General features: G+C 72.4%; 22 protein-coding genes and 1 pseudogene. 10 read left to right on the forward strand and 13 right to left on the reverse strand.

The window, feature by feature from the left end:
- Positions 1 to 159: 159 nt before the first annotated feature.
- The 8 genes and pseudogenes from BUE41_RS02290 to BUE41_RS02330 form a co-directional block, all read right to left on the reverse strand.
- Positions 160 to 951: an SDR family NAD(P)-dependent oxidoreductase gene (locus BUE41_RS02290; protein WP_073455171.1), complete on the reverse strand. Its 792-nt coding sequence runs from the start codon at positions 949 to 951 to the stop codon at positions 160 to 162.
- 93 nt (positions 952 to 1,044) lie between these two features.
- Positions 1,045 to 2,040 carry an NADPH:quinone reductase gene (locus BUE41_RS02295; RefSeq protein WP_234996919.1) on the reverse strand — a complete coding sequence of 332 codons (996 nt, stop codon included), beginning with the start codon at positions 2,038 to 2,040 and terminating at the stop codon, positions 1,045 to 1,047.
- Positions 2,041 to 2,047: 7 nt separating this feature from the next.
- Positions 2,048 to 2,389, reverse strand: a complete 342-nt coding sequence (locus BUE41_RS02300) for a putative quinol monooxygenase (RefSeq protein WP_073455172.1) — start codon at positions 2,387 to 2,389, stop codon at positions 2,048 to 2,050.
- Positions 2,377 to 3,456, reverse strand: a pseudogene (locus BUE41_RS31640) (ABC transporter permease). The gene BUE41_RS02300 and the pseudogene BUE41_RS31640 overlap by 13 nt, the downstream one beginning before the upstream one ends.
- 33 nt (positions 3,457 to 3,489) lie before the next feature.
- On the reverse strand, positions 3,490 to 4,989 hold the full coding sequence (locus BUE41_RS02315; protein ID WP_073455175.1) for a sugar ABC transporter ATP-binding protein: 1,500 nt from the start codon (positions 4,987 to 4,989) through the stop codon (positions 3,490 to 3,492).
- A 1-nt stretch (position 4,990) separates the two neighbouring features.
- Positions 4,991 to 6,193 carry a sugar ABC transporter substrate-binding protein gene (locus tag BUE41_RS02320; protein ID WP_073455176.1) on the reverse strand — a complete coding sequence of 401 codons (1,203 nt, stop codon included), beginning with the start codon at positions 6,191 to 6,193 and terminating at the stop codon, positions 4,991 to 4,993.
- 190 nt (positions 6,194 to 6,383) lie between these two features.
- A complete protein-coding gene (locus BUE41_RS02325) occupies positions 6,384 to 6,812 on the reverse strand; it encodes a VOC family protein (RefSeq protein ID WP_073455177.1) in 429 nt (142 codons plus the stop codon).
- Complete coding sequence (locus tag BUE41_RS02330; RefSeq protein WP_073455178.1) at positions 6,809 to 7,315, reverse strand: VOC family protein; 507 nt, start codon at positions 7,313 to 7,315, stop codon at positions 6,809 to 6,811. The genes BUE41_RS02325 and BUE41_RS02330 overlap by 4 nt, the downstream gene beginning before the upstream one ends.
- A 116-nt stretch (positions 7,316 to 7,431) precedes the next feature.
- Between BUE41_RS02330 and BUE41_RS02335 the strand changes: the two genes are divergently transcribed.
- Positions 7,432 to 8,334, forward strand: coding sequence for a LysR family transcriptional regulator (locus BUE41_RS02335; protein ID WP_073455179.1), 903 nt, complete (start codon positions 7,432 to 7,434; stop codon positions 8,332 to 8,334).
- A gap of 39 nt (positions 8,335 to 8,373) precedes the next feature.
- On the opposite strand, the gene narI is transcribed toward BUE41_RS02335, so the two are convergent.
- The 4 genes from narI to BUE41_RS02355 are packed head-to-tail and all read right to left on the reverse strand — an operon-like array spanning position 8,374 to position 15,072.
- A complete protein-coding gene (gene narI, locus BUE41_RS02340) occupies positions 8,374 to 9,108 on the reverse strand; it encodes a respiratory nitrate reductase subunit gamma (RefSeq protein WP_073455180.1) in 735 nt (244 codons plus the stop codon).
- Positions 9,105 to 9,725, reverse strand: a complete 621-nt coding sequence (narJ, locus tag BUE41_RS02345) for a nitrate reductase molybdenum cofactor assembly chaperone (RefSeq protein ID WP_073455181.1) — start codon at positions 9,723 to 9,725, stop codon at positions 9,105 to 9,107. The genes narI and narJ overlap by 4 nt, the downstream gene beginning before the upstream one ends.
- Complete coding sequence (gene narH / locus BUE41_RS02350; RefSeq protein ID WP_073455182.1) at positions 9,722 to 11,377, reverse strand: nitrate reductase subunit beta; 1,656 nt, start codon at positions 11,375 to 11,377, stop codon at positions 9,722 to 9,724. Before narH ends, narJ begins: the two co-directional genes overlap by 4 nt.
- Before the next feature lie 2 nt (positions 11,378 to 11,379).
- The gene (locus tag BUE41_RS02355; RefSeq protein WP_073455183.1) at positions 11,380 to 15,072 is read right to left on the reverse strand and encodes a nitrate reductase subunit alpha; all 3,693 of its coding nucleotides are present in this window, start codon (positions 15,070 to 15,072) and stop codon (positions 11,380 to 11,382) included.
- A 207-nt stretch (positions 15,073 to 15,279) separates the two neighbouring features.
- Here BUE41_RS02355 and BUE41_RS02360 point away from each other — a divergent pair, with 207 nt between their 5' ends.
- Positions 15,280 to 16,437 (forward strand): MFS transporter, encoded by a 1,158-nt coding sequence (locus BUE41_RS02360; protein WP_073455515.1) that lies wholly within the window; start codon positions 15,280 to 15,282, stop codon positions 16,435 to 16,437.
- A 113-nt stretch (positions 16,438 to 16,550) separates the two neighbouring features.
- Here the strand turns inward: BUE41_RS02360 and BUE41_RS02365 are convergent, their stop codons facing one another.
- The gene (locus BUE41_RS02365; protein ID WP_073455184.1) at positions 16,551 to 17,186 is read right to left on the reverse strand and encodes a TetR/AcrR family transcriptional regulator; all 636 of its coding nucleotides are present in this window, start codon (positions 17,184 to 17,186) and stop codon (positions 16,551 to 16,553) included.
- Between the two features lie 87 nt (positions 17,187 to 17,273).
- Between BUE41_RS02365 and BUE41_RS02370 the strand changes: the two genes are divergently transcribed.
- The 8 genes from BUE41_RS02370 (at position 17,274) to BUE41_RS02405 (ending at position 26,686) form a co-directional block, all read left to right on the forward strand.
- A complete protein-coding gene (locus tag BUE41_RS02370; protein WP_073455185.1) occupies positions 17,274 to 18,680 on the forward strand; it encodes a M14 family zinc carboxypeptidase in 1,407 nt (468 codons plus the stop codon).
- Between the two features lie 174 nt (positions 18,681 to 18,854).
- The gene (locus BUE41_RS02375; RefSeq protein WP_200803732.1) at positions 18,855 to 20,309 is read left to right on the forward strand and encodes an MFS transporter; all 1,455 of its coding nucleotides are present in this window, start codon (positions 18,855 to 18,857) and stop codon (positions 20,307 to 20,309) included.
- Positions 20,310 to 20,712: 403 nt separating this feature from the next.
- On the forward strand, positions 20,713 to 21,756 hold the full coding sequence (locus tag BUE41_RS02380) for an NAD(P)-dependent alcohol dehydrogenase (RefSeq protein WP_234996920.1): 1,044 nt from the start codon (positions 20,713 to 20,715) through the stop codon (positions 21,754 to 21,756).
- Between the two features lie 56 nt (positions 21,757 to 21,812).
- The gene (locus tag BUE41_RS02385; protein WP_084754266.1) at positions 21,813 to 22,889 is read left to right on the forward strand and encodes an MBL fold metallo-hydrolase; all 1,077 of its coding nucleotides are present in this window, start codon (positions 21,813 to 21,815) and stop codon (positions 22,887 to 22,889) included.
- Positions 22,890 to 22,902: 13 nt separating this feature from the next.
- Positions 22,903 to 23,511, forward strand: coding sequence for a nuclear transport factor 2 family protein (locus BUE41_RS02390; RefSeq protein WP_073455187.1), 609 nt, complete (start codon positions 22,903 to 22,905; stop codon positions 23,509 to 23,511).
- Between the two features lie 106 nt (positions 23,512 to 23,617).
- The gene (locus BUE41_RS02395) at positions 23,618 to 24,589 is read left to right on the forward strand and encodes a quinone oxidoreductase family protein (protein WP_073455188.1); all 972 of its coding nucleotides are present in this window, start codon (positions 23,618 to 23,620) and stop codon (positions 24,587 to 24,589) included.
- A 34-nt stretch (positions 24,590 to 24,623) separates the two neighbouring features.
- Complete coding sequence (locus BUE41_RS02400; protein ID WP_073455189.1) at positions 24,624 to 26,087, forward strand: aldehyde dehydrogenase family protein; 1,464 nt, start codon at positions 24,624 to 24,626, stop codon at positions 26,085 to 26,087.
- Positions 26,084 to 26,686, forward strand: a complete 603-nt coding sequence (locus tag BUE41_RS02405) for an NADPH-dependent FMN reductase (RefSeq protein WP_200803733.1) — start codon at positions 26,084 to 26,086, stop codon at positions 26,684 to 26,686. Before BUE41_RS02400 ends, BUE41_RS02405 begins: the two co-directional genes overlap by 4 nt.
- The last annotated feature ends 6 nt before the right edge of the window (positions 26,687 to 26,692 follow it).

Here is a 26,692-nt window from a genome sequence, read left to right on the forward strand (position 1 = left end):
CGAACTTCCTGGCCCACGGCAACAACCAGATGAACAGCTGAGCGGACAGCGCCTCGTCGGGCACCACGTGCGAACGCGTGGTGCCCGACGCGTTCCCCACAGGGTGGCACGCGGCCCGTCCGCGGATCGGAGCTCGCTCGCGGACGAGGTGCCCCGGCGTCAGCCCGGCTGCCTGCGCTCGGGGTCCGCGCCCTGCGCGGCGCGGCCGCCGTCGACCAGGATCACCGCTCCGCTGACGAACGATGCGTCGGTCGACAGCAGGTGCGCGACCACCCGGGCGACCTCCGCGGCCTCTCCGGCGCGCCCGAGCGGATGCAGCTCGGCCAGCTGCGCGTCCGTGGCCCGCCGCACCTCCTCAGGCTGACCGACCCGCAGCCGCGCCAGCCGATCGGTGACGATCGACCCGAGCGCCACCGCATTGACCCGGATGCCCCACGGGCCGTAGTCGACCGCCAGCGACCGGGTCAGCCCCTCGATCGCCGCCTTCGCCACCGCGTACGGCAGCGCGCCGCGCACCGACCGCTGCGCCTGGTGCGACGACACGTTGACGATCGCACCACCCGTCCCGGCGGCTCGGAACGCCGCCACCGCCGCCGCGGCCCCGGCCAGCGCCGGCTGCAGGTTCATCCGCACCAGCTCGGCGACCGCCGCCCCACCGGCCTCGTGCAGCCACGCGTCCGGGAACACCGCCGCGTTGTTGACCCATCCGGTGAGCCGCCCCAGCGCCGCGGCGCGCTCGGCCGCGGTGCGGGCCACGTCGTCCGCGCCGGCATCACCCGGCACGACACCGATCCGCCCGACCGCGATGTGCTCATCGGCCCAGCCGAGGCCGTCGGCGCGCAGCTCGACGATCATCACGCGGCGGCCGAGCTCGAGCAGGTGCTCCACGATCGCCCTGCCGACGCCCTGACCGCCACCGGTCACGACGACGGACTCCTCCGTCCCCGCCATCGGTCCCCCTTCTCTCGATCTGCGCGAACACCGCGATCCTCGTCCGTGGCCGCTCGCGATCGGTGAGCGGCCACGCACGTCCGGCCCGTGCGGTCACGCGGTCCCGACGTCGATGAGCACCTTCCCGGTGTGGCCCGCCTGGACCGCGTCGTGCGCGGCGGCGGCCTCGGCGAGCGAGAACCGCGCACCGGGCAGCGGGGTGAGCGCTCCGTCCCGGACGGCCGTCGTCACCCCCTCGACCGCGGCGCGCTCGGCGTCCTCGTCGATCGTGTAGACGAGGACGAAGTCGACACGTGCGTTGGCGACCATCAGGTCCCACGGCGGCAGGACGGGCTGCTCGGTCCGTGCGTAGACCGCGATGGCCCCGCCCGGCGCGACGACGGCGCTGTCCGTCGTCAGGTTGCGGGCGAGATCGACCTCGACGATCCGGGCGACCCCTGCGGGCGCCCAGCGCCGCACGGCCGCGGCGACGTCCTCGGTCCGGTAGTCGATGACGAGGTCGGCACCGGCCGCCGCGGCCAGCTTCGCCTTGTAGGCGTTGCTCACCGTCGCGGCGACCTCGGCCCCGCGGTGGCGGGCGAGCTCGATGGCGGCGTGGCCCACCGCACCCGCCCCGCCGTGCACGAGCACGCGGTCGCCCGGGAGGAGCGGACCGGGGTGGAAGAGGCAGTGATAGGCCGTCATGGCCGGGATGCCGAGACCCGCTCCGAGGTCGTACGACGCCGACGACGGCAGGGCCACCGCCTGGTCGGCGGGTACGGCGACGTACTCCGCCGCCGTACCACCGGCCCGGTTCCAGGCCGCCTGCCACACCCAGACCCGTTCCCCGACGCGCTGCGCGGGAACCCCTCGCCCGACCGCGACGATCCGCCCGGCCCCGTCCTGGTTGGGCGTCACCCACGAGGATCCGGTGCCGGTCCGGTTGGACCGCGCCTTCCAGTCGGTCGGGTTGACCCCGGACACCGCTACCGCGACGAGCACCTCGCCCGGGCCCGGATCGGGCCGCGGCACGCGCTCGACCCGGATGACCCCGGCGTCGGGGCCGGACGTGGGGTAGCGAGCCGCCCACATCGAATCGGGCAGGTCCATGCCGTGATCACGCTCCGGCCGCGTGCCCGGCGATCGAGCCCTTGTCCGGGTCGCCGCCCGGGATCGCCTCGCAGAACCGGATGTCCGGGCCCTCGGTGAAGTACTCGCTCACCCCGGCGAGCGCTTTCTGGATGTGCTCGCTGTGCAGGTGGGCGTCCAGGAGCGCACGGGAGGCCCACCGCTCGACGAACCAGATCCGCGTCGGGTCCTCCACCTCGCGGTGCAGGGCGTAGAGCAGGCAACCGTCCTCCGCGTGGGTCGGCGGGAGCAGGTCGAGGAGGAACTGCTCGGCCTCCTGCTGCTTCTCGGGCTTGGCCACCAGTGACACGATCAGGATCAACTCCGACATCTGTTCTCCTCGTTCCTCGGGTGTGCGGGTCCGGGCTCCTCGCCCGGTGGCTGGGGTCGGTGAGCGCTGTCGATGCGGGCGAGCTGGCGGGCCCGTGCTCTGGCGGCCTTCACCCGCGCTGCGTAGCCGGAGAGCCCGACGGCGACGACGAGGATCGCGCCGTTGAACACCGGCTGGATCCAGAACGGTGCGCCGAGCTGCTGGAGGCCCGAGACCGCGACGGACAGCGCGTACGCCGCGATGACCGTGCCGATCGGGTTGAACCGCCCCGGCTCGATCGCGGTCGCCCCCAAGAACGCGCCCGCGAACGCCGGGAGCAGGTACGCGCCCTCGCCGCCCGGTACCACCGAGCCGAGCTGGCTGCCGAGGACCACGCCGGAGATCGCCGCGAGCACGCCCGACCCCACGAACGTGGCGATGACGAGCCGGTCGGCCGGGATACCGCTCAGCCGGGCCGCTCTCCGGTTACCCCCGACGGCGTACAGCCGGCGTCCCACCGGGAGCCGCGCGAGGACGAACCACAGCAGTGCGGTGATGAGCACGACGTAGACGACCGGCAGCGGGATCCCGAGCAGGTGACCCCGCGCGAGCCGGGTCTACGAGGCCGGAACGCCCTCGTAGACGGGGGCTCCGCCGGTGTACCAGACGACCAGGCCACCCATGACCGTGCCGCTGGCGAGCGTGGTGACGAAGGCGTTGATCTCGAGCTTGACGATCACCACCCCGTTGATCAGCCCCAGCAGGCCGCCGATGAGGACGGCCAGCGCCACGGCCGCGCCGACCGGCAGGCCCTGCAGAGCGCACAGCCCGGTCACGAGCGCCTGGGCCACGCCGAGGACGCTCGCGACGGACAGGTCGAACTCGCCGACGATCAGCGGCAGCGTCGCTGCGGGCGCCAGCAGCACGACCACGGCCTGGTTGTTCAGGATGGCGCGGTAGTTCTCCACCGTCGCGAAGCTGCTCGGCCGGGCCAGCGAGAAGCCGACGACGAGGCCGATCAGGATGAGCACCAGTCCGTAGCGCGCGAGCCGGCTGGTGCCTTCGGGCGATGCCCCCGGCCGACCCACCTCGGCCGGCGGAGCGCCGCGGGTCGGGCGGTCTCAACTCCCATGGGCAGCTCCTGTCACCGAGGCGACGGTGACGTCGCCCTCCAGCACCTTCGAGACGCGACCGCGGTGCAGTACGACGGCCCGATCGGCGATCTCGGCCACCTCGTTGAAGTCCGAGCTCGCCATGAGCACGGACGTGCCGTCCCCGCAGGCTTCGCGCACCTTGGCGTAGATGGCTGCGCGCGCTCCGACGTCCACGCCGGCGGTCGGCTCGGCGAGCAGCAGCAGCCGTGGTCGGGCCGCGAGCGTGCGAGCGAGCAGGAGCTTCTGCGCGTTGCCGCCGCTGAAGATCGACACCTGGGCGTCGCACCGGCGCGGCCGCACGTCGAACTCCTCCATCAGCCGAGCGGCCGCACGCCGTTCCCGGCGCAGGTCGATGGGGGTCAGCCCGCGCCGCGGGTTCAGGAAGAGGTTCTCCCGCGCCGAGAGGGTGCCGGCGAGCCCGAGCGCCTCCCGGTCGCTCGGGACCTGCTGGATGCCCTGCGCGATCGCGTGCGCGGGCGTCGAGGGCAGGTAGGGCGCCCCGTCGAGCTCGACGACGCCGCCGTGCGCGGTCCGGGCCCCGTAGAGGGCGTCCACGAGCGCGAGGTGCCCGGCGTCGGCGAAGCCGGTGACCGCGACGATCTCCCCGCGCGCGACCTGCAGGCTCAGCGGGCCGAACCCCGGACCGGAGAACCCGTCGAGGCGCAGTCGCGGACGGCCGCCGGGCAGGCCGCGCTTCCCCGGGAGCGGGCCAGGAGCGTGTCCGACGATCATCGTGACCAACGCGCGGGCGGTCAGCCCGGTCGTGGGCCGCGTGTCGATCAGCGTCCCGTTGCGCAGGACGGTGACGCGGTCGCAGTGGGCGAGGACCTCGTCGAGCCGATGGCTGACCACGAGGCACCCGACCCCCGACGTGCGGAGCGCGCGCAACGCCGCGAACAGCCGGTTCGCCTCTGCGGCGGCGAGGCTCGCCGTCGGTTCGTCCAGGACGATCAGGCGCGCGTCGCGGGCCAGCGCCCGGACGACGGCGACCATCGCCTGTTCGGCGATCGACAACTCGGCGACCGGCTGGTCCGGGGCCAGCTCGATGTCGAGCCGGGCGAGTGCGGCCCGGGCCCGGCGCCGGGTGTCCGGCCAGCGGATGCCCAGCCGGCCGGTCGGGTAGCCGGCGTACTGCGCGATGTTCTCCGCGACCGACATCGACGGCACGAGTCCGAGGTCCTGGTGGATGAAGACGACGCCGCGCTCGGACATCGCCCGCGTCGTCCGGCGTGCCGGGAGCGGTTCGCCGCCGAGGCTGATCACACCCGCGTCCTCGTGCTCGACCGCGGCGAGGATGCGCACGAGGGTGGACTTGCCAGCGCCGTTCTCGCCGAGCAGGGCGTGGATCTCCCCGTGGTGGACGGTCAGGTCGACGTCGGCCAGCGCTGCGGTGCCGCCGTAGACCTTCCGCAGGCCGCGGATCTCCAGCAGCGGGGGTGCGGGCGCCGGGGCGGTGCTGGCGGCCATGTCAGGGCCGCTTCCACAGATCGCGGTAGACGGCGTCGTAGTCGAAGTACCGCGCGAACGCGCCGACCCCCGTCGCCGGCAGGTCCTCGCGGGTGTACAGGTGCGCGAGGTAGGGCAGCCGGGCGGGCTCGACGTAGGCGTCGCCGCCGAGGCCGCGGATGACCTGGTCGATGCACTGGTACATGGCGAGCCGGGGATCGACGGAGCTCACCATCTCGACGGCGCCGTCGCGCAGCAGCTGGAGGTTGACGGCGTCGAGGTCGTCCGCGTAGATCTTGATGTCGCGGCCCGAGCTGGCCACCGCCTGCACCGCCGACTGGATGCCGACCGAGTACGGCAGGACCAGTGCGTTCATGTCCGGGTTCGCATTGATGATGCCGGTGAGGATGTTCGCGGCCTTCGCTGAGTTCGCGGCGTCGGTGATCTGCCAGGTCACCGTCGTGACCGTGCAGGACGGGCAGTCCTCGAGGACCCGCACGAGGTTGCCGATCTTGCGCACCACCGCGGGGAACGCCTCGTCCTTGATCGCGACGACGTTCGCGTCGCCGCGGGTGGTCGACACGATCCCCCAGCCGAGCAGCTCCGCCGACAGGCCGTTCGCGTAGTCGGCGGCGGCGTCGAACCGGCCGCTCCCACCCGCGGGGGTCGGGTCGCAGGTGGAGACCGTGAGGATCCCTGCGGCCCGCGCCTGCTCGAGCTTGTCGGCGATCTGGGTGGCCGTGAGGCACACCCCGACGATGGCGTCGGGCCGCAGCGCGATGGCGCTGGCCATCGCCTGGTTGAGGTTCTGGATGTCGGCGGTGCCGTTGATGTTCACCAGCGACGCCCGGAACCCGGCGCGCTCGGCGATCTGCGCGCCCGCTTCCGCCGTCTCGTTGCAGACCGTCGCCCCGCACGAGACGAAGGCGATGGTCCGGCCCGCCGGGACGGCGGGGGACTCGGTGGGGCCGGGCCAGGTCGTCATGACCTGCAGCTGGTCGGGCGGGGTGTAGTCGTTGGTGGGCGCGTAGACGAGCCCGGTGCGGGCGGCGTCGGTGATCCGATCGGCCTCGGCGACGTAGGCGACGGCGGCCGGGCTGTCGGCGGGTTCGCGCTCCTGGGGTCCGCCCGACGCCGGCGCGCAGGCGGCGAGCACGGCCGCGACCAGCGCTGCCGTCACGCCCCCGCGCCGGGTGCGCCGTACGGATCGGGTGGCCAGCAGCATCGCTGGCTCCTCCTCTCGTCGGTCCCCGTGCCTCGCCGGGGCGAGCGGCCGGGATGCGGCGCTGCGCCCTGACGGAGTCGACGGCACCGGGACTCCTGCTGCGGGTGGAACTCCTGAGTGGCTACCGTCCCGTGACGGTGAGGATCGGGTGGTGGCCGACGGCGGCTGCGGCCGCTCACCGGCCCCTGGATCACGTGCTCGCCTGCGCGTCGGTACCGGCGAGCTCGAGCAGTTGCCAGATCACCCCGGCCGAGCTGGCCGGGTCGGTGAACGTGGTGCGGCCCAGCGGGGTGACCAGCGGCGTGGCCCGCATCAGCTCGACGCCGTGCCGGGCGAGCGCCTCGTGCGTGTCCTGCAGGTCGGCGACCTGCAGGGCGACGTGGTCGAGCACGGCCGGCCGATCACCGAGCCGGGCGGCCGCGACGGCGGGGTCGGCGAACTCGACGAGCTCCACCAGCGCGGGCCCGCAGGCGTAGAACACCATCCGCAGACCGAGCTCGGGCGAGTCGAGCTGCCGGGCGACCGGGAACCCGAGCGCGTCGCCCACGAACGCCGCGGTGGTCTCGAGGTGGCGCACGACGATGCCCACGTGGTGCAGGGACCCGATCGGCGCGGTCATCGGCCCGGCCCGGCCGGCTCGAGCGCCAGCCCGGCCTGCTCCGGCCGGAACAACGACGCGCGGCGGTTCCAGTCGGTGAGCTCGTCGTCCTCGGCCCACCGCCGCGCCTGTGCGGCGACCTCGGGGGACAGGTCGGCGATGCTCGGGTGGTCGACCTCGACGACGTTGCCCCACGGGTCGCGCAGCCACGTCTGCACGTCGCCGTTGGGCAGCTCGTAGATGTGGTGCGGGAAGGTCTCGCGGTCGAGCAGGCCGGCTCGGTCCGCCCGGTGGTAGAGCGCCTCGAACTGCGCCGCGTCCTCGACGGCGACCGCGAAGTGGTACGCGCGCGACGCGGGACCCGGGTGCTGGACGAGGTGGACCTGGACCTTGCCCAGCAGGATCCAGGCGACCGGAACGGGGAACCGCGGGGACGGGATCACCCGCGCGCCGAACCAGTCGACGTAGAACTCACTGGCGCGGTCGACGTCGTCGACCGGCAGCGCCACGTGGTTGATGTACACCTGCCACTCCTCCTCGAACGGCGGAACCGGACGCAAGCGTGGCGGTAGGCGCAACATTCCGTCCAATATCTGTACTTCCAATTCTCATAGCCTGTGGCTATACCTATGCTGCGGCCGTGAACCTGCGTCAGCTGCAGTACTTCGTGACGGTCGTCGAGGAAGGCAGCTTCACGCGTGCGGCGCAGCGGCTCTACGTCGCCCAGCCGTCGCTGTCGAAGCAGCTGGCGGCCCTGGAGAAGGAGCTCGGTGGGCCCCTCCTCGAGCGGCTGCCGCGCGGGGTCCGGCTCACCCCGTCCGGGCGGGCCTTCCTGCCGGACGCGCGCGCCACGGTCCTGTCCGCGGAACGGGCCCGGCGCTCAGCGCGGATGACCCACGACCTCACCGGCGGCGAGCTGGAGATCGCCACGCTCTTCTCGATCGCGATCGGTCTCCTGCCGGACTCGATCCGTGCGCTGCGCACCCGTCACCCCGGGATCCTCGTCTCGCTGCGCGAGTACGTGCACCGCGAGCAGCTGGAGGACGACGTGCGCAGCGGTGTGTCCGACATCGCGATCGGCCCGAAGCCCCGCACCTGGGACGGGCCCGTCACCTCGCTCGGCTGGGAGGAGTTCGTCGTGCTGCTGCCCGAAGGTGATCCGCTGCTGCGCACGACCGGGCGCGTCGAGCTCTCCGACCTCGCGGACCGGCGGTGGGTCCTGCCCGATCCGAGCGCCGGCATGGCCCCGCTCGTCGTGGCCGCCTGCCGGGACGCGGGTTTCGTCCCGCAGCCCGCGGTCCGCAGCGCCCAGGTCGAGGCGCTCGCCCGGTTCGCCGCGTGCGGGCTGGGCCCGACCCTGCTGCCGGACAACGTGATCCCGGGGGACCTGCGTCACCTCGTCCGGCGCCTCCGGCGGCCGCTGGCTCGCGAGCTGGCGGCTTACACCCGGATGACCTGGTCCCCGGTCGCCTCCGCGTTCCTCGACGAGCTCTGGGACCCCCGCGCGGCAGCCCGCCCCGCGAACGCGTTCGTCCCGGGCTGACCAGGTGCAGCACGAGCCTCGCCGACGAAGGCCCTGACCTCAGCGACGCTCGATGCTCTCCCATCCCCGTCGCGCCGGCCGGCTCGCCGGCCCCGCGTCCCGGGAGCGGTAGACGATGTACGGGCGGAAGAGGTAGTGCAGCGGCGCCGTGAACGCGTGGACGAGGCGCGTGAACGGCCAGATCGTGAACAGCACCATCCCGATCAGTGTGTGGATCTTGAACTCCACGCTCGCCCGCGCCATCGACGCGATGTCGGGCTGCAGCACGAACAGCGAGCGGAACCACGGCGACACCGATTCCCGGTAGTTGTGCTCCACTCCGCCGATCGCGCCGAGCAGCGTCGTGGCCAGCCCAGCGACGAGGGCGGCCACGAGGACCACGTACATGGCCTTGTCGTTGCGGGTGGTCGCGGAGAACACCGGGCCGGTGGTGCGGCGCCGGTAGATCAGGATCGTGATGCCGGTGAGCGTGCAGACGCCCGCGATCCCGCCGAGCACCACGGCCTGCACGTGGTAGGCCGTCTCGGACAGGCCGACGGCATCGGTCCAGCTCTGCGGGATGACCAGGCCGATGACGTGCCCGATCACCACCACGAGCAGGCCGAAGTGGAACACCGGACTGCCGATGCGCAGCAGCCGCGACTCGTACAGCTGCGAGGAGCGGGTGGTCCACCCGAACTTGTCGTACCGGTAGCGCCACACCGTGCCCAGCACGAGCACGGCGATCATGACGTAGGGCAGCACGCCCCAGAGCAGCACGTCCCACACGGTCACGGGGATCCTCCCGGGGTGAACGGGGCGAGATCGAGGCCGACCTGCTCGCGGGGCGGGCCGGTGCGGGCGAGGCGGCGGGCGGCCGCGACGTCGGTGGGCGACGGGCCCGGCAACAGCGCGCACACCGCCTCGACGGGGCCGGCGTACGGTGTGCCGGCGTCGGTCAGGGCGAGCCGGAGCAGCTCCAGCCCGGCCCGGTGCGCCTGCAGCAGGGCCAGCCCGTCGGCGAGGTCGACGGTGGCGGCGTACTCGCACACCACCGGCAGGAAGTCGGGCAGCTCGGCGCCGGTCAGGGTGAACCCGGCCGCTCGGTAGCGGGCCTTGAGGCCGGCGAGGGCGACGCCGCGGCGGCGGGTCTCGCCCTCGGTCCACCAGGTGAGGTACGGACAGCAGCGGCGGCGCCGGTCGAACGTCTCCACGTAGTGCTCGGCGAGCGCGGCGGGGGCCGTCCGGGTGGCGAAGCCCAGGAACGACCCGAGCCGCTCCCGCGGCCGGCCGGGGTCCAGCTCGTCGACCGCGCGGTGGACGAGCGGAAGCATCGCCAGCACCTCGTCATCCGGGTACTGCAGGCACACCGCCGCGGCCTGCAGCACGACCGCCGACCCGCGGGCGGTCACCGGCGCTCCTCCGTCCTGCGCGGCGGGAAGAGCCCGGGCGGGCGGCCCTTGCCGTCCCAGTTGAGCAGGTTGACCCGATCGCCGATGTCGGCGACGGCGTCGCTGGTCTGGCGGGTGCGCAGGGCGTGGAAGGTCTCCACCGACACCGGGACCGGACGCCCGGACGCCTCGCCGAACGGGCCGCCCATACCCGGCCCGCCGTCGACGTCGAGGCTGCAACCGATCTCCTCCAGCTGCTGCGCCTCGCCCTCGTACGCGGTCGGGACGACGTAGCGCTCGTCGTACTTCGCCAGCGCGAGCAGCCGGTACATCGCCACGATCCGCTCGGTGTCCATGCCGACCGACGCCGGGATCGCCTCGTCGGGTTCCCGCCCGAGCGTCACGTCGCGCATGAACGACCGCATCGCGGCGAGCTTGCGCAGCACCGCCGTCACCGGCGCGGGATCACCGGCGGTGAACAGCTCGGCGAGGTACTCCACCGGGATGCGCAGCGCCTCGATGGCGCCGAAGAGGCTCGCCGCGGACTCCCCGTCGTGCCCGGTCTCGACGAGCCGGTCCACCACCGGGGACAGCGGCGGCACGTACCAGACCATCGGCATCGTGCGGAACTCCGGGTGCAGCGGCAGCGCCACCCGGAAGACCTTCGCGAGCTGGTAGACGGGGGAGCGGCGGGCGTGCTCCAGCCAGTCCTCGGCGATGCCCTCCCGCCGGGCTGCCGCGATCACCTCGGGATCGGCCGGGTCGAGCAGCAGGTCCAGCTGCGCCTCGTAGAGATCGCGCTCATCGGGAGCGGAGGCGGCCGCGGTGACCCGGTCGGCGTCGTAGAGGACGAGGCCCAGGTAGCGCAGCCGGCCCACGCACGTCTCCGAGCACACCGTCGGCAGCCCCACCTCGACGCGGGGATAGCAGAACGTGCACTTCTCGGCCTTGCCCGTGCGGTGGTTGAAGTAGACCTTCTTGTACGGGCAGCCGGTCACGCACATCCGCCAGCCGCGGCAGCGGTCCTGGTCGACGAGCACGATCCCGTCCTCGGTGCGCTTGTACATCGCCCCGGACGGGCACGACGCCACGCAGGCCGGGTTGAGGCAGTGCTCGCAGATCCGCGGCAAGTAGAACATGAACGCCCGCTCGTACTCGAACCGGACCTTCTCCTCCGACTCGGCGCGGATCTTCTCGACGATCGGGTCGCGCGGGCCGTGCTCGGGCGCGCCGCCGAGATCGTCGTCCCAGTTCGCACCCCACTCCACCGACATCGGCTCGCCGGAGAGCAGCGACCGGGGCTGCGCGACCGGGAAGTCGTCGCCGAGCGGGGCCTCGGTGAGGGTCTCGTAGTCGTAGGTCCACGGCTCGTAGTAGTCGCGGATGTTGGGCAGCACCGGGTTCGCGAAGATCGTCAACAGCTTGCGGAACCGGCCACCGGCCTTCAGCTGCAGCCGCCCTCGGCGGTTGCGCACCCAGCCGCCGCGCCACCGCTCCTGGTCGGCGAAGCGGCGCGGATAGCCCTGCCCGGGCCGAGTCTCGACGTTGTTGAACCACGCGTACTCGATGCCGCTGCGGTTGGTCCACGCCTGCTTGCAGGTGACCGAGCAGGTGTGGCAGCCGATGCACTTGTCGAGGTTCATGACCATGCCGAGCTGGGCCATCACACGCATGGTCAGTACTCCACGTTCTGGCGGCGGCGACGGATCACGGTGACCTCGTCGCGCTGGTTGCCGGTCGGGCCGAGGTAGTTGAAGGCGAACGACAGCTGGGCGTAGCCGCCGATCAGGTGCGTCGGTTTGACGAGGATGCGGGTGATCGAGTTGTGGATGCCGCCGCGGCGACCGGTGGCCTCCGACAGCGGGACGTTCACCACGCGCTCCTGGGCGTGGTGGACGAGGACGGTGCCCGCCGGGACGCGGTGGCTGACCACGGCGCGCAGCACCATCACGCCGTTGCGGTTGACGGCCTCCACCCAGTCGTTGTCACGCACCCCGATCGCGGTCGCGTCCGGCACGCTCATCCAGACGACCGGGCCGCCGCGGGAGAGCGACAGCATGAACAGGTTGTCCTGGTACTCGGAGTGGATGGACCACTTCGAGTGCGGGGTGAGGTAGCGGACGGTCACCGACGCGCCGTCGTCGGCGACGTCGCCGGGCCGGCCCTCGCCGAACAGCGTCGCCATGTCCAGCGGCGCTCGGTAGATCGGCAGCGCTTCGCCGAGCTCGTGCATCCAGTCGTGGTCGAGCAGGAAGTGCATCCGCCCGGTCAGGGTGTGCCACGGCTTGCCGCGCTCGACGTTGACCGTGAACGGCGCGTACCGCCGCCCGCCGGTCTCGCTGCCCGACCACTCCGGGCTGGTGATCACCGGCACGGGCCGGGCCTGGGTGTCGGCGAACGAGATCCGCTTCTCCTCGCTGCCTGCGGCCAGGTCCGTCAGGCGCGTGCCGGTGCGTCGCTCGAGCTCGGCGAACCCCTGCACGGCCAGCCGGCCGTTGGTCGTCGCGGAGAGCGCGAGGATCGCCTCGGCCAGTTTCGCGTCGGTGTCGAGGGCGGGCCGACCGTCGGCGGCCCCGCCGAGCATCACCCCGTTCTTCGCCGCGAGGTGGGCGACCTCCTCGTCGGGGTGGTAGGTGACGGCCTTCGTCGTCACGCCGAGCCGATCCACCAGCGGCCCGAGCGCGGCCAGCTTCTCGGCGACCGCCGGGTAGTCCCGCTCGACGACGACGAAGTCCGGCATCGTCCGGCCCGGCACCGGCGCGCACTCGCCGGGCCGCCAGTCGAGCACCCGTCCGCCCGGCTGCGCCGTCTCGCCGGGGGTGTCGTGCTGCAGCGGCACCGCGACGACGTCCCGGCGCACCCCGAGATGCGCGCGGGCGAGCTCGGAGAACCGCTGCGCGATCGCGTGGAACGCGGCGAAGTCGGTGCGGGCCTGGAACGGCGGATCGATCGCCGGGCTGAACGCGTGGACGAACGGGTGCATGTCCGTCGTGTTCAGGTCGTGCTTCTCGTACCACGTGGCGGCGGGCAGCACGACGTCGGACAGCAGCGTCGAGCTGGTCATCCGGAAGTCCAGCGAGAGCAGCAGGTCGAGCTTGCCCTCCGGTGGCTCGGCGCCGCGCCAGACCACGTCCCGGGGACGGCGGTCCGGCGCTGTCTGCTCGGCCTGCAGGTTGTGGTGGGTGCCGAGCAGGTGCCGGAGGAAGTACTCGTCGCCCTTGGCCGAGGAGCCGAGCAGATTGGCCCGCCACAGGGTCAGGCACCGCGGCCAGTTCGCCGGTGCGTCCGGGTCCTCGACCGCGAACCGCAGCTCACCCCGGACGAGCTGCTCCGCGACGTACTGCGCGGGGTCCTGGCCGGAGGCCACCGCCTCGTCGGCGACGTCGAGGGGATTGCGGTCGAACTGCGGGTACGACGGCATCCAGCCCAGCCGGGCGGACAGCGCGACGGTGTCCATCGTGTGCAGGCCGGCGAGCTTCCCCTCGGCCAGCGGCGAGGTGAGCGCGTCGGCGCGGTAGCCGTCGTAGCGCCACTGGTCGGTGTGCGTGTACCAGTACGCGGTGCCGATCATCTGCCGCGGCGGGCGCTGCCAGTCGGTCGCCATCGCCAGCGTCGCCCACCCGGTGACCGGCCGGCACTTCTCCTGCCCCACGTAGTGCGCCCAGCCGCCGCCGTTGCGGCCCATCGAGCCGGTGAGCATCAGCAGCGCGAGCACCGCGCGGTACGTGGCGTCGCCGTGGAACCACTGGCAGATCCCCGCACCCATGATGATCATGGTTCGGCCGCCGGACTCCTCGGCGTTGCCCGCCAGCTCCCTGGCCACCCGCACGACCTGCGCGGCCGGGACGGACGTGATCGCCTCCTGCCAGGCCGGGGTGTAGGGCTCGCCGGCGTCGTCGTAGCCGGCCGGCCACGCCCCGGGCAGGCCCTCGCGGTGCACCCCGTACTGGGCCAGCACCAGGTCGAAGACGGTCGTGACGAGCCGGCCGGCGATCCGCCGCACGGGCACGCCGCGGCGCAGCAGCCCGTCGGCGCCGTCGAAGCGGGGCAGCAGGACCTCGACCGCCTGCCCGTCCAGCAGGGTGAGCTGCGGGGCGATGTCGCCGAGATCGAGGTTCCAGCGGCCGGCACCGGAGCCGGTGTGGCGGAAGCCGAGCGAACCGTTCGGCACCACCGGGTCGCCGGTGCGGCCGTCGAGCAACACGGTCTTCCACTGCGCGCCCTCGCCGTCGTCGCCGAGGTCAGCGGCGGTCAGGAACTTCCCCGGCACGTACGCCCCGTCCCGTTCCCGCAGGGTGACCAGGAACGGCAGGTCGGTGAACCGCTGCGCGTAGTCGACGAAGAACGGCACCCGCCGGTCGACGAAGAACTCCTTCAGCACGACGTGGCCCATGGCCATCGCCAGCGCGCCGTCGGTGCCGGGCTGCGCGGGGAGCCAGGTGTCGGCGAACTTCGTGTTGTCGGCGTAGTCGGGGGAGACCACGACGACCTTCTGGCCGCGGTAGCGGGCCTCGGCCATCCAGTGCGCGTCCGGTGTGCGGGTCACCGGGACGTTCGAGCCCCACATGATCAGGTACGTGGCGTTCCACCAGTCCCCGGACTCCGGCACGTCGGTCTGGTCGCCGAACACCTGCGGCGACGCCACCGGCAGGTCGGCGTACCAGTCGTAGAACGAGGTCATCGCGCCACCGATCAGCTCGATGAACCGCGAGCCCACGGCGTGCGACACCATCGACATCGCCGGGATCGGGGAGAAGCCGGCGATCCGGTCCGGCCCGTAGGTCTTGATCGTGTGCACGTGCGCGGCGGCGACGATCTCGACGGCCTCGTCCCAGGTGACGCGCACGTGCCCGCCCTTGCCGCGGGCGGACTGATAGCGACGGCGCTTCGCCGGGTCGCCGGTGATCTCGGCCCACGCCGCGACGGGATCGCCGAGGCGTTCCTTCGCCTCCCGGTACATCTCGACGAGCACGCCGCGCGCGTACGGGTAGCGGACCCGGGTGGGGGAGTAGGTGTACCAGGAGAACGCCGCTCCCCGCGGGCAGCCGCGCGGCTCGTACTCCGGGGACTCCGGCCCGACCGACGGGTAGTCGGTCTCCTGGGTCTCCCAGGTGATGATCCCGTCCTTGACGTAGACCTTCCACGAGCACGAGCCCGTGCAGTTCACACCGTGCGTCGAGCGGACGATCTTGTCGTGGCTCCAGCGGTCCCGGTAGAAGACGTCGCCCTCGCGGCCGCCCTCCTTGAACACCGCCCGCAGATCGTCCGTCGTCTCCGCGCGGGTGAAGAACCGGCCGGTGCGCAGCAGCGCGTCCGCCGCCGGACCGTCCGTTCCGGGTTTCCTGCCGTCGCTGGCCTCCGGGCTCATCTGGCTCTCCGTCCAGCCGATTCCGCGGAAGCGGAATCGTCCCAGCTCCGCGCCGCTGCCGATCCGGCCGAGAGGCCTTCAGGAAGGGACCAACGGCCCGTTCCGCGCAGGTCGATGCCGCGGGATCCTGACCGGCGCTGACCAGACGCTCCATCGGCCGAGGCGGGGGCCGCCGTGAACGCAGGAGAGCAGGCACGGCCCGGCGTGATGCTGGCGGTCGCGACGATCGGGTTCGCGCTGACGTTCTGGGCGTGGGCGCTGCTCTCGCCGCTCGGCGCGACCCTGCGGGACCAGCTGCAGCTCAGCTCCTTCGAGCAGTCGCTGCTGGTCGCGGTGCCGGTCGTCGTCGGGTCGCTGGGGCGCATCCCGGTGGGTGCGCTGACCGACCGGCTCGGCGCCCGGCGGATGTTCCCGGCGGTCGCGCTGCTGACCGTTCTGCCCGTGGTCTACCTCGGCCACTTCGCCGACTCGCTGGCGGCCTACCTGATCGGCGGCTTCTTCCTCGGCCTGGGCGGTACGACGTTCGCGATCGGCGTGCCGTTCGTGAACGCCTGGTTCCCGCCGGCTCGCCGCGGCCTCGCGCTGGGGATCTTCGGGGCCGGGATGGGCGGCACCGCGATCTCCGCGTTCACCACCGTGCAGCTGACCACGGCGGTGCGCCCGAGCTTCCCCTTCGACCTGGTCGCGGTCGTGCTCGTCGGCTACTCGGCGATCGCCTGGCTGCTGCTGCGCGACCGCCCCGACCGGCCCATCGCCACCGGCAGCATGGTGGACCGACTGCGCACCACCCTGCGGCTGGCCGCGACCTGGCAGCTGTCGTTCCTCTACGCCGTGGCGTTCGGCGGCTTCGTCGCCTTCAGCGTGTACCTGCCGACCTACCTGGTGAGCGCCTACCAGCTGGACCGCGCCGACGCTGCCCTGCGCACCGCGGGCTTCGTCGTCCTCGCCGTCGCCACGCGGCCCGTCGGGGGTTGGCTGTCGGACCACTTCGACCCGGTCCGCGTGCTCGTCACGGCGTTCGGGGTCACCGCGCTGCTCGCCCTCGTCGCCGGGCTCGAGCTGCCGCTCGTGCCCGGGGCCACCGCGGCCTTCCTCGGGATGGCCGCTGCCCTCGGTGCCGGCACCGGGGCCGTGTTCGCCCTCGTCACGCGCATGGTCCCGGCCGAGCGGGTCGGTTCCGTCACCGGTGTCGTCGGCGCGGCGGGCGGCCTGGGCGGGTTCTTCCCGCCGCTGGTCATGGGGCTGGTCGTCGGCACGACCGGTAGCTACCTGATCGGGTTCCTGCTCCTCGCGGTCACGGCGGTCGTGGCCGGGGCGGCCACCGCGACGGCGGTGCGGCGCAGCGCGGCGGCGAGCGCGGCCTGACTCGGGCGCCGGGCCCGGCCGAGCCGAGGTGCTCCGCCTCGAACTCCTACGGACGGCACTTTCGTGAGCACCGTTGCTCACGAGAGTGCCGTCCGTGGGTTTCGGGGCTGCGCTCAGGCGTCCGGCGGCGCGGCGTCGAGGGCCCCGTCGACGACGGTGGCGAGGGCGATCGCGGCGCGTGCCCACAGATCGGGGTCCGGTGCGATCCGGGCGAGCGCGCACGTCCGGGCGAGGCCGGTGAACAGCGCCGTCTCGGCGGTGGCCAGCGTCGCCGCCTCGGCGGCGGTCAGCCGGCGGTCCGCGCCGGTGCCGACCCGGCGGCCTGTCAGGGCCGTGGCCAGCCCGGACCGTTCGGCCTGGGCAGCGAGCTCTTCGGTCCGCCATCCGCCCTGCAGCCACAGGGCGAGCGCTTCGATCTCCAGCCGCAGCGCGCGCAGGCAGTCCGCCGCGACGAGCCGGCAGTGGGCGCGCGCGTACGCCGCGACGACCTCCACGGCGCTCAACTGCTCGTCGGCTCGCGCCGCCCGGGTGTCGTCGGCGATCCGGTCGATCCGGCTGCCGAGGACCGCCCGCAGCAGCGCGCGCTTGGAGCCGAAGATCGAGTAGATCGCGCCGGTGGTCATGCCGGCCGCCTCGGCGATCTCCTCGATGCGCACGGCCCGGTAGCCGTGCTCGGTGAAGAGCCGGTCCGCGGCCCGGATCAGTGCCTCGGCGTTGCGTCGTCGTCGCTCTGCTCGCCTGCCGGGCATCCGCGTCCTCCCGCCGACCCTCTTGTGATCACAGATTTCATAGTGTCACTATTCCAATAGTGCCTATACGGAATGGAGCTCCGGGCGATGTCCAGTGACCTCCGCGCCGCCCTGGCGCACATCCCCGCGCTCGACCGCTTCCCCACGGTCGACGAGATGCAGGCCGAGCTGGACCGCCTGGCCCAGCGCTACCCCGACCTGGTACGGGTGCGCCGGATCGGCACATCGCGGCTGGGCGAACCGATCCGCATGGCCACCGTCGGCGACGGCGAGTGCGATGCGCTGGTCTTCGGCGGTCCGCATGCGAACGAGCCGGTCGGCTTCCTGGCCGTACGTGAGCTGGCCTGGCTGCTGTGCGCCGAGGACCGGCTGCGGGAGCGCCTCGGCTTCCGCTGGCACCTCGTCCCGTGCGTCGATCCCGACGCGGCCCGGCTGAACGAGTCCTGGTACGTCCGCCCGGACGGGCGCGAGCGGTACCTGCGCGGGTTCTACCGGCCCGCGACCGCCGAGCAGGTCGAGTGGACGTTCCCGCACCTGCGCGAACCCGGGTACTTCGATCGGATGCTGCCGGAGACGGTGGCGCTCGCCCGGGTGATCGACGAGGTGCGGCCCGAGGTCCAGTGCGCGCTGCACAACAGTGAGTACGGCGGGGTGTTCCACTACACCACCAGCGACGACCCCGAACTGGCCGACCGCCTGGCCGAGGCCGCCGACTGGGCGGGCCTGCCGCTGCACAACGCGGTGTTCCAAGCCCCGACCGGGGCGATCCGGCCCGGGGTGCTCCGTATGCCCACCGCTGCGGAGCTGGCGAGCGCAGCCGGGGCCGCGGTGGCTGTGACCGGAGCGAGCAGCGGGGAGTACGCCCGTCGCCACGGCACCGTCACCGTGGTGACGGAGACGCCCCTCTGGCCGGACCCGCGCGCCGCCAGCACTGGTGCGAGCGGTCGCAGCTACGCCGACGTCGTCGCCGACAGCCTGCACATCCTGGACCTGTCGATCCACCACCTGGGGCACGTGCTGGCGCTCGCCGACGACGATCTGCGCCTCGACACCCCCTTCCGGCGCTCGTTGTCGGACATGCGGCGCACGGCGGACGCTGTGATCGCCGGGTGGGGCGTCATCGCCGAAGCGTCCGCATCCCGGCGCCCGGCGTCGGTGGCCGAGGAGAGCTCGTTCGAGGGCCTCCCGCACACGCTGCGCCTGCGCGCGGTGGCCACGGCGCTGCGCATGCTCGACGCGGAGACAGCCTGCGGCAACGTCCGCGACGGGATCCGCCGCGCCCGTGCCGAGGCGGAGCAGCTCTTCCACGCTTGGCTCCGCGACGCCGAGGTCGTCCTGCCCGACAAGCCCGTCGACGTCCGTCCCGCGGTCGTGGCGCAGGTCGCGACGATCCTCGCGGCCGCTGAGCACGTCGGCCGCCGCTCCGCCCCGCCGCCCGTGGTCATCGCGACCGCGCCGGCCCGCCAGACCCGGTTGGTGAAGGCCGCCTCGTAACAGCCGTCCTCGGGTCCTCCTCCCGCAACAGCCTCCCGCAGAGCCTTCCCGCAAGACCCTCTCGCAAGACCCTTCTGCAAGGCCCTCTCGTAAGGCCGCGACGTCGCGGATCGGCAAGTCCCTCACAAGCACGACGCCGTGCGGAACTCGCAACACCTCCCGAAAGGTCCTTCCATGGGTGCTCACTCCCAGCCGCGCGGCGTGCCGGCCCGCGGCCGATCCACGTTGGTCCTGCTCGTCGCGGCCACCGCCGGGTACTCCCTGCTGGAGGCGATGCTGGTCCCGGCTCTGCCGGTCATCCAACAGGCCGTCGGGGCCTCGCCCGCGTCCATCGCCTGGGTCTTCACCGGCCTGCTGCTGGCGGCGGCGGTGACCACGCCGCTCGTGGGCAGGCTCGCCGAAGTGCGGGACAAGCGGTCCGTCCTCTTCGTCGTTCTGCTGATCGTCTCCCTGGGCACGCTGGTGGCCGGGGCGGCGACCTCGGTCACCGTCCTGGCGGTCGGTCAGGTCCTGCAGGGTGTCGGGCTCGGCCTGGTGCCCTTGAGTCTGGGGATCATCCGCGACACCCAGCCGCCCGCCCGCGTCAAGAGCGGCAACGGCCTCGTCGTCGGAGCGTCGGCGGTGGGTTCCGCCGTCGGCTTCGTCGTGGCCGGCCCGCTGCTGGAGGCACTGGGGTCGCACCGGTGGCTGTACGGCATCCCGTTCGTCCTGCTCGTGGTGATCACCGTGGGCACGTGGTGGGCGGTGCCGTCGTGCCCGCCCACCGCTCGGGGCCGGGTCGACCGGCTCGGTGCGGTGGTCCTGTCCGTCGGCCTGCTCGCCCTGCTGATCGGTCTCACCCAGGCCCCGGTCTGGGGCTGGCTCTCCGCGGAGGTCCTCGGGCTCGGGGTGATCGCGACGGTGATGCTGGCGACCTTCGTCCTGCTCGAGCTGCGGACCATCGAGCCGTTGGTGAGCATGCGGCTGCTCGCCAGGCCGACCGTCGCCGCGGTCTGCCTGATCGTGTTCGTCACCGGCTTCGTCGTCACGGCGACGCAGCTGACCATCTCCACCATCGTCGCCGCGCCGGCAAGCACTGGGTACGGCCTCGAGGAGAGCGCGACCACGGCCGGTCTGATCCTGCTGCCGATGGGGATCGTCGGCACCGTCGCCGCGCCCCTGACCGGGCGCCTGGAGCGCCTGCTGAGCGCGCGCGGCGTGATGGCACTGGCGGGTGGGGCGATCGTCGCCTCCTGCGCCACGCTGCTCGTCGCCCGCGGCGAACCCGGTGCACTCGCGGCTTCGGCGATGCTGGTGGGATTCGGCCTCGGCATCGGCGTCACCCAGGCCATGAACACCGTCGTCACCGCGGTCCCGGTGTCCAGGGTCGCGAGCGTGGCGGGTGCGGCCTTCGTCTATCAGGAGCGTGGGATCCACCCTGGGCGGCCAGGTCAGCGGCGGCATCCTGGCCGGGGATCTGCTCCCCGACGTCGCGGTGCCGAGCTGGTCGGCCTTCAGCAGCGTCTTCGCCGTCGCGGCGGTGCTCGCCGTGGTGGCCCTCCTCCTCAGCCGGGCGCTGCCGGGGCGCAGGAGCGCGTCGATCCACGCGGCTGCGGTCAGGATCCTCGAAGCCTGACCGGCCGGTCCTGAACGAGCGCGGCGCACGTCGAGCGCGAAGCGGCGTGCGTCGCGCTGCCACACCGGTGGACGACATGCTCGCCGTGGTACGGGGTGCCGCCACGGGCCTCGGTGGGGCAGTGGCGAGCGACACACGTGCCCATCGGGAATTTTCAAAGCGGATAGGTGGCTATGCCACATAGCCGAACGCGGTGCAGGTGGCCGGGTGACCGGGCACAGCGGTCGGTCCGCCGCGTCCTCGGGGAATCGGACGCGGACACCGCCGACGGTGCAGTGCCGCATGCCCCGACGCCGGTCGAACCGCGCACCGATGGACGAACGAACCAAGGAGGAAGGCCGAACAATGCCGTCCGCAGCGCTTGAAGTGGAAGCCGCCGTCGTCGAAGGGAAAGGAGAACCCTTTCAGTTCCGGACGGTGAGCGTCGAGGATCCCCGGCCGGACGAGGTGCTGGTCCGGATCGTCGCCACCGGGGTCTGTCAGACCGACGCGCACGCGCGTAACCAGGAATACCCGATCCCCATGCCGGTGATCCTCGGTCACGAGGGCGCCGGAATCGTCGAGAAGGTGGGCTCCGCCGTGCGGGACGTGGCACCCGGTGACCACGTCGCGCTGACCTTCCCCTCGTGCGGACGGTGCGCATCCTGCCGTGCCGGTGCCCCGGCGAACTGCGAGTACGGCTTCCCGCTCGCGTTCGGCGCGGCGCGGCTGGACGGCAGCAACGCCTACGGCGACGGCGTCCACGGCCACTTCTTCGGCCAGTCCTCGTTCGCCCGGTTCGCCCTCGCGAACGAGCGGAACACGGTGCGGCTCCCCGACGACATGCCGCTGTGGCTCGCGGGCCCGCTCGGCTGCGGGATGCAGACCGGGGCGGGCGCGGTGATGAACTCCCTGCAGGTCGGTGCGGGCGAGTCGATCGCGGTGTTCGGCACCGGCTCGGTCGGCCTGGCCGCGGTGATGGCGGCGAAGGCGGTCGGTGCGACGACCATCGTCGCCGTCGACGTGAACGACTCTCGGCTGGCCCTGGCCGCCGAGCTGGGGGCCACCCACACGGTCAACGGGCGGACCGAGGACACCGCCACCCGGTTGCGGCAGATCCGGCCCAGCGGGTTCGACCACGTCCTGGAGATCACCGCGATCCCGCGGATGCTGGCGCTCGCGGTCGAGGTGCTGCGTCCGATGGGCGTCGCCGCGCTGATCGGCGGAGCGCCGGCCGGGACCACGGCGCCGATCGACATGAACACCCTGTTGAACGGCGGCCGCGTGCTGCGCGGAATCGCGCAGGGCGATTCCGTTCCGCAGACGTTCATCCCCAAGCTGGCGGAGCTTTACCGTGCGGGACTCTTCCCCTTCGACCGCCTCGTCCGCACCTACGACTTCGCCGACATCAACCAGGCGTTCGAGGACACGGCGCGCGGCGAGGTCATCAAGCCCGTGCTGCTGATGGGCGAATCGGACTGAATCCCGGACCGCGGAGATCTGCATTCCGGATCACGGAAAACGGAAGCGAGAGAAACATGACTGCTGCAGGCAACGGAAGCAAGCCCGAATGGCTGGTGGACGACCTGGGCCCCAAGGGAGCCTCGTTCATCAAGCTGACGGACTTCGCCCCGCCGCCGGAGCGCTCGTACGGGATCCTCTTCACGCCGGACCGGCTCGAGAAGGGCTACCACGTCGAGGAGATCCGCGACGGCGTCTACTGGGTGTCGGTCGGGTGGTACGACTGCATGTTCGTCGTCACGGGCTCGGGCGTGGTCGTGCTCGACGCGCCGCCGGCCATCGGTGAGCGGCTCCTGTCGGCCATCGAGTCGGTCACGAAGGAGCCGGTCACGCACCTGATCTACAGCCACTGGCACGCCGACCACATCGGTGCTGCCCGCATCTTCGACCCGGGCATCACGATCGTCGCCCACGAGCGGACCCGTGATCTGCTCGCGCGGTTCCCCGACGAGTACCGCCCGCTGCCGACCGAGACGTTCGCCACCGACGCCACCCTGGAGGTGGGCGGCGTGCCGATCGAGCTGTCCTACAAGGGCCAGAACCACACCGAGGGCAACATCTTCACCTACCTGCCCCGGCAGAAGGTGCTCGCCGCCATCGACATCGCCAGCCCGGCCTGGGTGACTTTCCGCGACTGCGACTCCTCGGAGAACCTGGCCGGCTGGGAGCAGGCGCACCACCAGGTGCTCGAGTACGACTTCGACACGGTGGTCAGCGGGCACGTGTCCCGGCTCGGCAACCGGGCGGACGTCGAGGAGGGTGTCGAGTACATCGACGACCTCGTCCGCTTCTCCCGGGAGGCGCTGGAGACCATCCCGATGGAGTACTTCCACGCCGGCATGGACGGCCCGTACAAGGCGGCGTTCCGAGCCGTCGAGGAGAACTACTTCGCGGCGCTGGTCAACTACGTGACCAAGAAGATGCTCGAGCGGGTCACGTCCAACGGGCAGCGCTGGGAGGAGCGGCTGAACGGCGCGGACGTCCTCACCAAGCACAACGCGTTCTCGATGCTGGAGAAGACCCGCCTCGAGCGGACGCACAACGGCTACCTGCGCCGCGACGGCACCCCGACGTCCGACAAGTTCTTCATCTGACGGGCGGAAGGACATGAATTCGGACACCGAGGAGATCCGCACCCTCGTCGACAACTGGATCCTCTACCGGGACGCCGGTGACTGGGAGCGGTTCCGCACGGTCTTCCACCCCGACGGCCGGGTGCTGGCCACCTGGTGGCAGGGGACCGCGGACGAGTTCATCCAGGCCTCCCGCGAAGGCTGGGAGCGGGGGATCAGCATCCTGCACTCGCACGGCGGCACCACCGTCGAGGTGGCCGGGGACCGAGCGATCGCGCAGACGAAGATGACCATCGCCCAGCGCGACCTGGTCGAGGGCGTCGAGTGCGACGTCGTCTGCACCGGCCGGTTCTTCGACTTCTTCGCCAAGCGGGACGGCCGGTGGGGGATGGTCCTGCGGCAGCCCATCTACGAGCGCGACCGCATCGACCCGGTGCAGCCCGGCGCGACGGTGGAGCTGGATCCCGAGCTGCTCGCCCGCTTCCCCGTCGGCTACCGGCACCTCGCCTACCTGCAGACCAAGGTCGGCTACCAGGTCAAGACCGACATGCCCGGCACGACCGGTCCGCGGACCGAGGCGCTCTACGCGCTGGGCCGCGACTGGCTCGCCGGGAAGGTCGACACGCTCGACCACTGGTCCTGAGCGCCCGCCCGCCGGGGCGGGCACACCCGGCCGGTGCACCCGGGCCCGTGTGGGGGTGGCACGGGTGCACCGGCCTTTCGATCGATCCCACGAAGAGAGGAAACCCATGCGTGCGGTCAGAATCGTCGCGTACGGCGGGCCGGACGCGCTCGTCGTCGAGGACGTCGAGACGCCGCGGCCCGGACCCGGCGAGGTGCTGGTCGAGGTACGCGCGGCCGCGGTGAACCCGGTGGACGTCGCGAACCTCGCCGGGCGGGTGCAGTCCGCCGTGAAGCAGCCGGCCGTGGCCCCGCCCCGGACCGCGGGCCGGGACTACGCCGGAGTCGTCGTCGACGGGCCGGATCACCTGCGCGGCCTGGAGGTCTGGGGCACGAGCGGCGGGCTCGGCGTCACCCGGGACGGCACCCAGGCCGAGTACCTCGTGGTGCCGGAGCACACGGTGCGCCCCAAGCCGGCCAACCTGTTCTTCGAGCAGGCCGCCGCCGTCGGCGTCAGCCACTCGGTCGCGTACCTGGCCCTCGCCGAGCGGGCGAACCTCCAGGCCGGGGAGACCGTCCTGGTCACCGGGGCGTCCGGCACGGTCGGCCGGGCGGCCACCGACATCGCGCACTGGCGCGGGGCCACGGTCATCGGTGCCGACCGCCGGCTCGCCGACGACCTGCTGGCCGACCTGACCGTCGACACGACGTCGTCCGACCTGGTGGAGGCCGTGCGCGAGGCGACCGGCGGCGTCGGCGTCGACGCGGCGCTGGACACCGTCGGCGGGGACCTGCTCGACTCGGTCAGCAGCGCACTGCGCCACGGCGGGCGGGCGACCGTCATCGCGAGCCTCGGCACCCTCCTGGCGCCGATCAACATCCTCGACTTCTACCGCAACGAGCGCGCCCTGTTCGGGGTCAACACGCTCGACCTGTCACTGACCAAGGCCGCCGACGTCCTGGACGTCCTGCGGCGCGGCTTCGAGGCCGGCGTGCTGCACGCGCCCCGGACCGTGGTGTTCCCGTTCGACGAGGCGAGCAGCGCCTACAAGGCCGTCGCCGCCGGCACGGACGGCGCCAAGGTCGTCCTCGTGCCCTGAAGCCTGCACCAACCTCCTGAGGAACGGACCAACTATGTCCACTACGACCGGCACCGTCGCGCTGAACTGGATCGACGGTGCCTGGACCGACTCCGAGGTCCACGACGACAGCTTCGATCCCGCCACGGGTGAGCGCATCGGCACCTACGCCAAGGCGACCCGGGCGGACGTCGAGCGGGCGATCCAGGTCGCCCGCCGCGCGTTCCGCGAGACCGACTGGCGCTACGACCGCCAGCTGCGGGCGGCGGTGCTCAACCGGATGGCCGACCGCATCGAGGCCCGCCGTGACGAGCTCATCGACCTGCTGTCGCTGGACAACGGCAAGGTCAAGGCCGAGGCGACCCTGGAGATCGACATGGTCGCCCCCAAGCTGCGCTACAACGCGGCGCTGGCCCTGGCCGACTTCGGCCGGGCGGCCGAGGTCAAGCCCGGCCGGTACTCGATGGTGGTGCGCGAGCCCGTCGGGGTGGCGGGCGTCATCACCCCGTGGAACTCGCCGGTCATCCTGACCATCCGCTCGCTGGCGCCGGCGCTGGCGGCCGGCTGCACGGTCGTGGTGAAGCTGCCGGAGCAGACCGCGCAGATCAACCGGCTGTTCACCGAGGTGATCGCCGAGACCGAGGGGCTCCCGCGCGGCGTGCTGAACATCGTCACCGCCGACCGGGAGGCGGCCTCGGCGCTGATCGAGTCGCCCGACGTGCCCGCGATCAGCTTCACCGGGAGCACGGCCACCGGGAAGGCCATCTCCGCGGTCGGCGCCGCCCAGCTCAAGCGCTTCGGGCTGGAGCTCGGCGGCAAGACCCCGATGATCCTGTTCGAGTCGGCCGACCTCGCCGAGGCCCTGCCGGTGCTGGAGAAGGCCCTCACCACCTTCGCCGGCCAGTTCTGCATGACCGGGAGCCGCCTGCTGGTGCACCGCTCGATCGCTGACGAGGTCCGCGAGACCCTCGCCAAGCGGTTGGAGGCGGTCGTGCCGGGCCCGGCCGCGGACCCGGCGAGCGACATGGGCCCGCTGATCGACAAGGCGAACGTGGCCCGTGTCGACGGCCTGGTCGAGGACGCGATCGCGGCCGGTGCGCGACCGGTCGTCCGGGGCGGCCCGGTGACCGACGGCCCGCTCGCGAGCGGTGCGTTCTACCGGCCGACCCTGCTCGAGGTGGACGACCCGAAGCTGCCCATCGTGCAGAACGAGGTCTTCGGCCCGGTCCTGACGATGCAGGTCTTCGACACCGAGGCCGAGGCCGTCGCGCTGGCCAACGACAGCGTCTACGGCCTGGCCGCCAGCGTCTGGAGCCGCGACGTGGACCAGCCGCTGCGGGTCGCCCGGCAGCTGGAGGCCGGCACCGTCTGGATCAACGACTGGGCCATGATCTACGACGAGTTCGAGGAGGGCGGCTACAAGCACAGCGGCCAGGGCCGGCTGAACGGGCTGGCGGCGCTGGAGGACTTCACCGAGTACAAGCACATCGCCCTTCGACCTGGGAGCACCCTGCAGTGACCGGTCCGACGTCGCCGGATCTGAAGATCATCCTCGCGAGCACGCGCCCCGGCCGGGTCGGCTTGCCCGTCGCCCGCTGGGTCGAGGAGGAGGCCCGCCGGCACGGCGGCTTCGCCGTCGAGCTGGTGGACCTGGCCGAGGTCAACCTGCCGTTCATGAACGAGCCCCACCACCCGCGGCTGCGGCGCTACGTCCACCAGCACACGCGGGACTGGAGCGAGAAGGTGGCCGAGGCGGACGCCTTCGTGTTCGTGATGCCCGAGTACAACTACGGCTACAACGCCGAGCTGAAGAACGCGATCGACTACCTGCACCACGAGTGGCAGTACAAGCCGGTCGGCCTGGTCAGCTACGGCGGTGTCTCGGCGGGCACCCGGGCCGCTCAGATGATCAAGCAGGTGGTGACCACCCTCAAGATGGTTCCGCTGAACGAAGCGGTGTCCATCCCGTTCGTCCGGGACTTCCTCGACGAGGAGTCGGCACTGGTCCCGAACGGGGTCATGCAAGCTGCGGCGACGGCCATGTTCGACGAGCTGGCCCGTGTCGAGCGGGCGCTGCGGCCGCTGCGGCTGGCCGCAGCGGCGGAGACGGCTGCCTGAGCACGC

Origin of the sequence: Pseudonocardia thermophila, assembly GCF_900142365.1 — a bacterium.
In the GTDB taxonomy this organism is placed as follows: Bacteria; Actinomycetota; Actinomycetes; order Mycobacteriales; family Pseudonocardiaceae; genus Pseudonocardia; species Pseudonocardia thermophila.

What these genes read in the sequence shown, in the direction of transcription:
- BUE41_RS02290 (WP_073455171.1), bottom strand. Translation starts at nt 951, where the DNA reads ATGGCGGGGACGGAGGAGTCCGTCGTCGTGACCGGTGGCGGTCAGGGC.
- BUE41_RS02295 (WP_234996919.1), bottom strand. Translation starts at nt 2,040, where the DNA reads ATGGACCTGCCCGATTCGATGTGGGCGGCTCGCTACCCCACGTCCGGC.
- BUE41_RS02300 (WP_073455172.1), bottom strand. Translation starts at nt 2,389, where the DNA reads ATGTCGGAGTTGATCCTGATCGTGTCACTGGTGGCCAAGCCCGAGAAG.
- BUE41_RS02315 (WP_073455175.1), bottom strand. Translation starts at nt 4,989, where the DNA reads ATGGCCGCCAGCACCGCCCCGGCGCCCGCACCCCCGCTGCTGGAGATC.
- BUE41_RS02320 (WP_073455176.1), bottom strand. Translation starts at nt 6,193, where the DNA reads ATGCTGCTGGCCACCCGATCCGTACGGCGCACCCGGCGCGGGGGCGTG.
- BUE41_RS02325 (WP_073455177.1), bottom strand. Translation starts at nt 6,812, where the DNA reads ATGACCGCGCCGATCGGGTCCCTGCACCACGTGGGCATCGTCGTGCGC.
- narH (WP_073455182.1), bottom strand. Translation starts at nt 11,377, where the DNA reads ATGCGTGTGATGGCCCAGCTCGGCATGGTCATGAACCTCGACAAGTGC.
- BUE41_RS02355 (WP_073455183.1), bottom strand. Translation starts at nt 15,072, where the DNA reads ATGAGCCCGGAGGCCAGCGACGGCAGGAAACCCGGAACGGACGGTCCG.
- BUE41_RS02360 (WP_073455515.1), top strand. Translation starts at nt 15,280, where the DNA reads ATGCTGGCGGTCGCGACGATCGGGTTCGCGCTGACGTTCTGGGCGTGG.
- BUE41_RS02365 (WP_073455184.1), bottom strand. Translation starts at nt 17,186, where the DNA reads ATGCCCGGCAGGCGAGCAGAGCGACGACGACGCAACGCCGAGGCACTG.
- BUE41_RS02370 (WP_073455185.1), top strand. Translation starts at nt 17,274, where the DNA reads ATGTCCAGTGACCTCCGCGCCGCCCTGGCGCACATCCCCGCGCTCGAC.
- BUE41_RS02375 (WP_200803732.1), top strand. Translation starts at nt 18,855, where the DNA reads ATGGGTGCTCACTCCCAGCCGCGCGGCGTGCCGGCCCGCGGCCGATCC.
- BUE41_RS02385 (WP_084754266.1), top strand. Translation starts at nt 21,813, where the DNA reads ATGACTGCTGCAGGCAACGGAAGCAAGCCCGAATGGCTGGTGGACGAC.
- BUE41_RS02390 (WP_073455187.1), top strand. Translation starts at nt 22,903, where the DNA reads ATGAATTCGGACACCGAGGAGATCCGCACCCTCGTCGACAACTGGATC.
- BUE41_RS02395 (WP_073455188.1), top strand. Translation starts at nt 23,618, where the DNA reads ATGCGTGCGGTCAGAATCGTCGCGTACGGCGGGCCGGACGCGCTCGTC.
- BUE41_RS02400 (WP_073455189.1), top strand. Translation starts at nt 24,624, where the DNA reads ATGTCCACTACGACCGGCACCGTCGCGCTGAACTGGATCGACGGTGCC.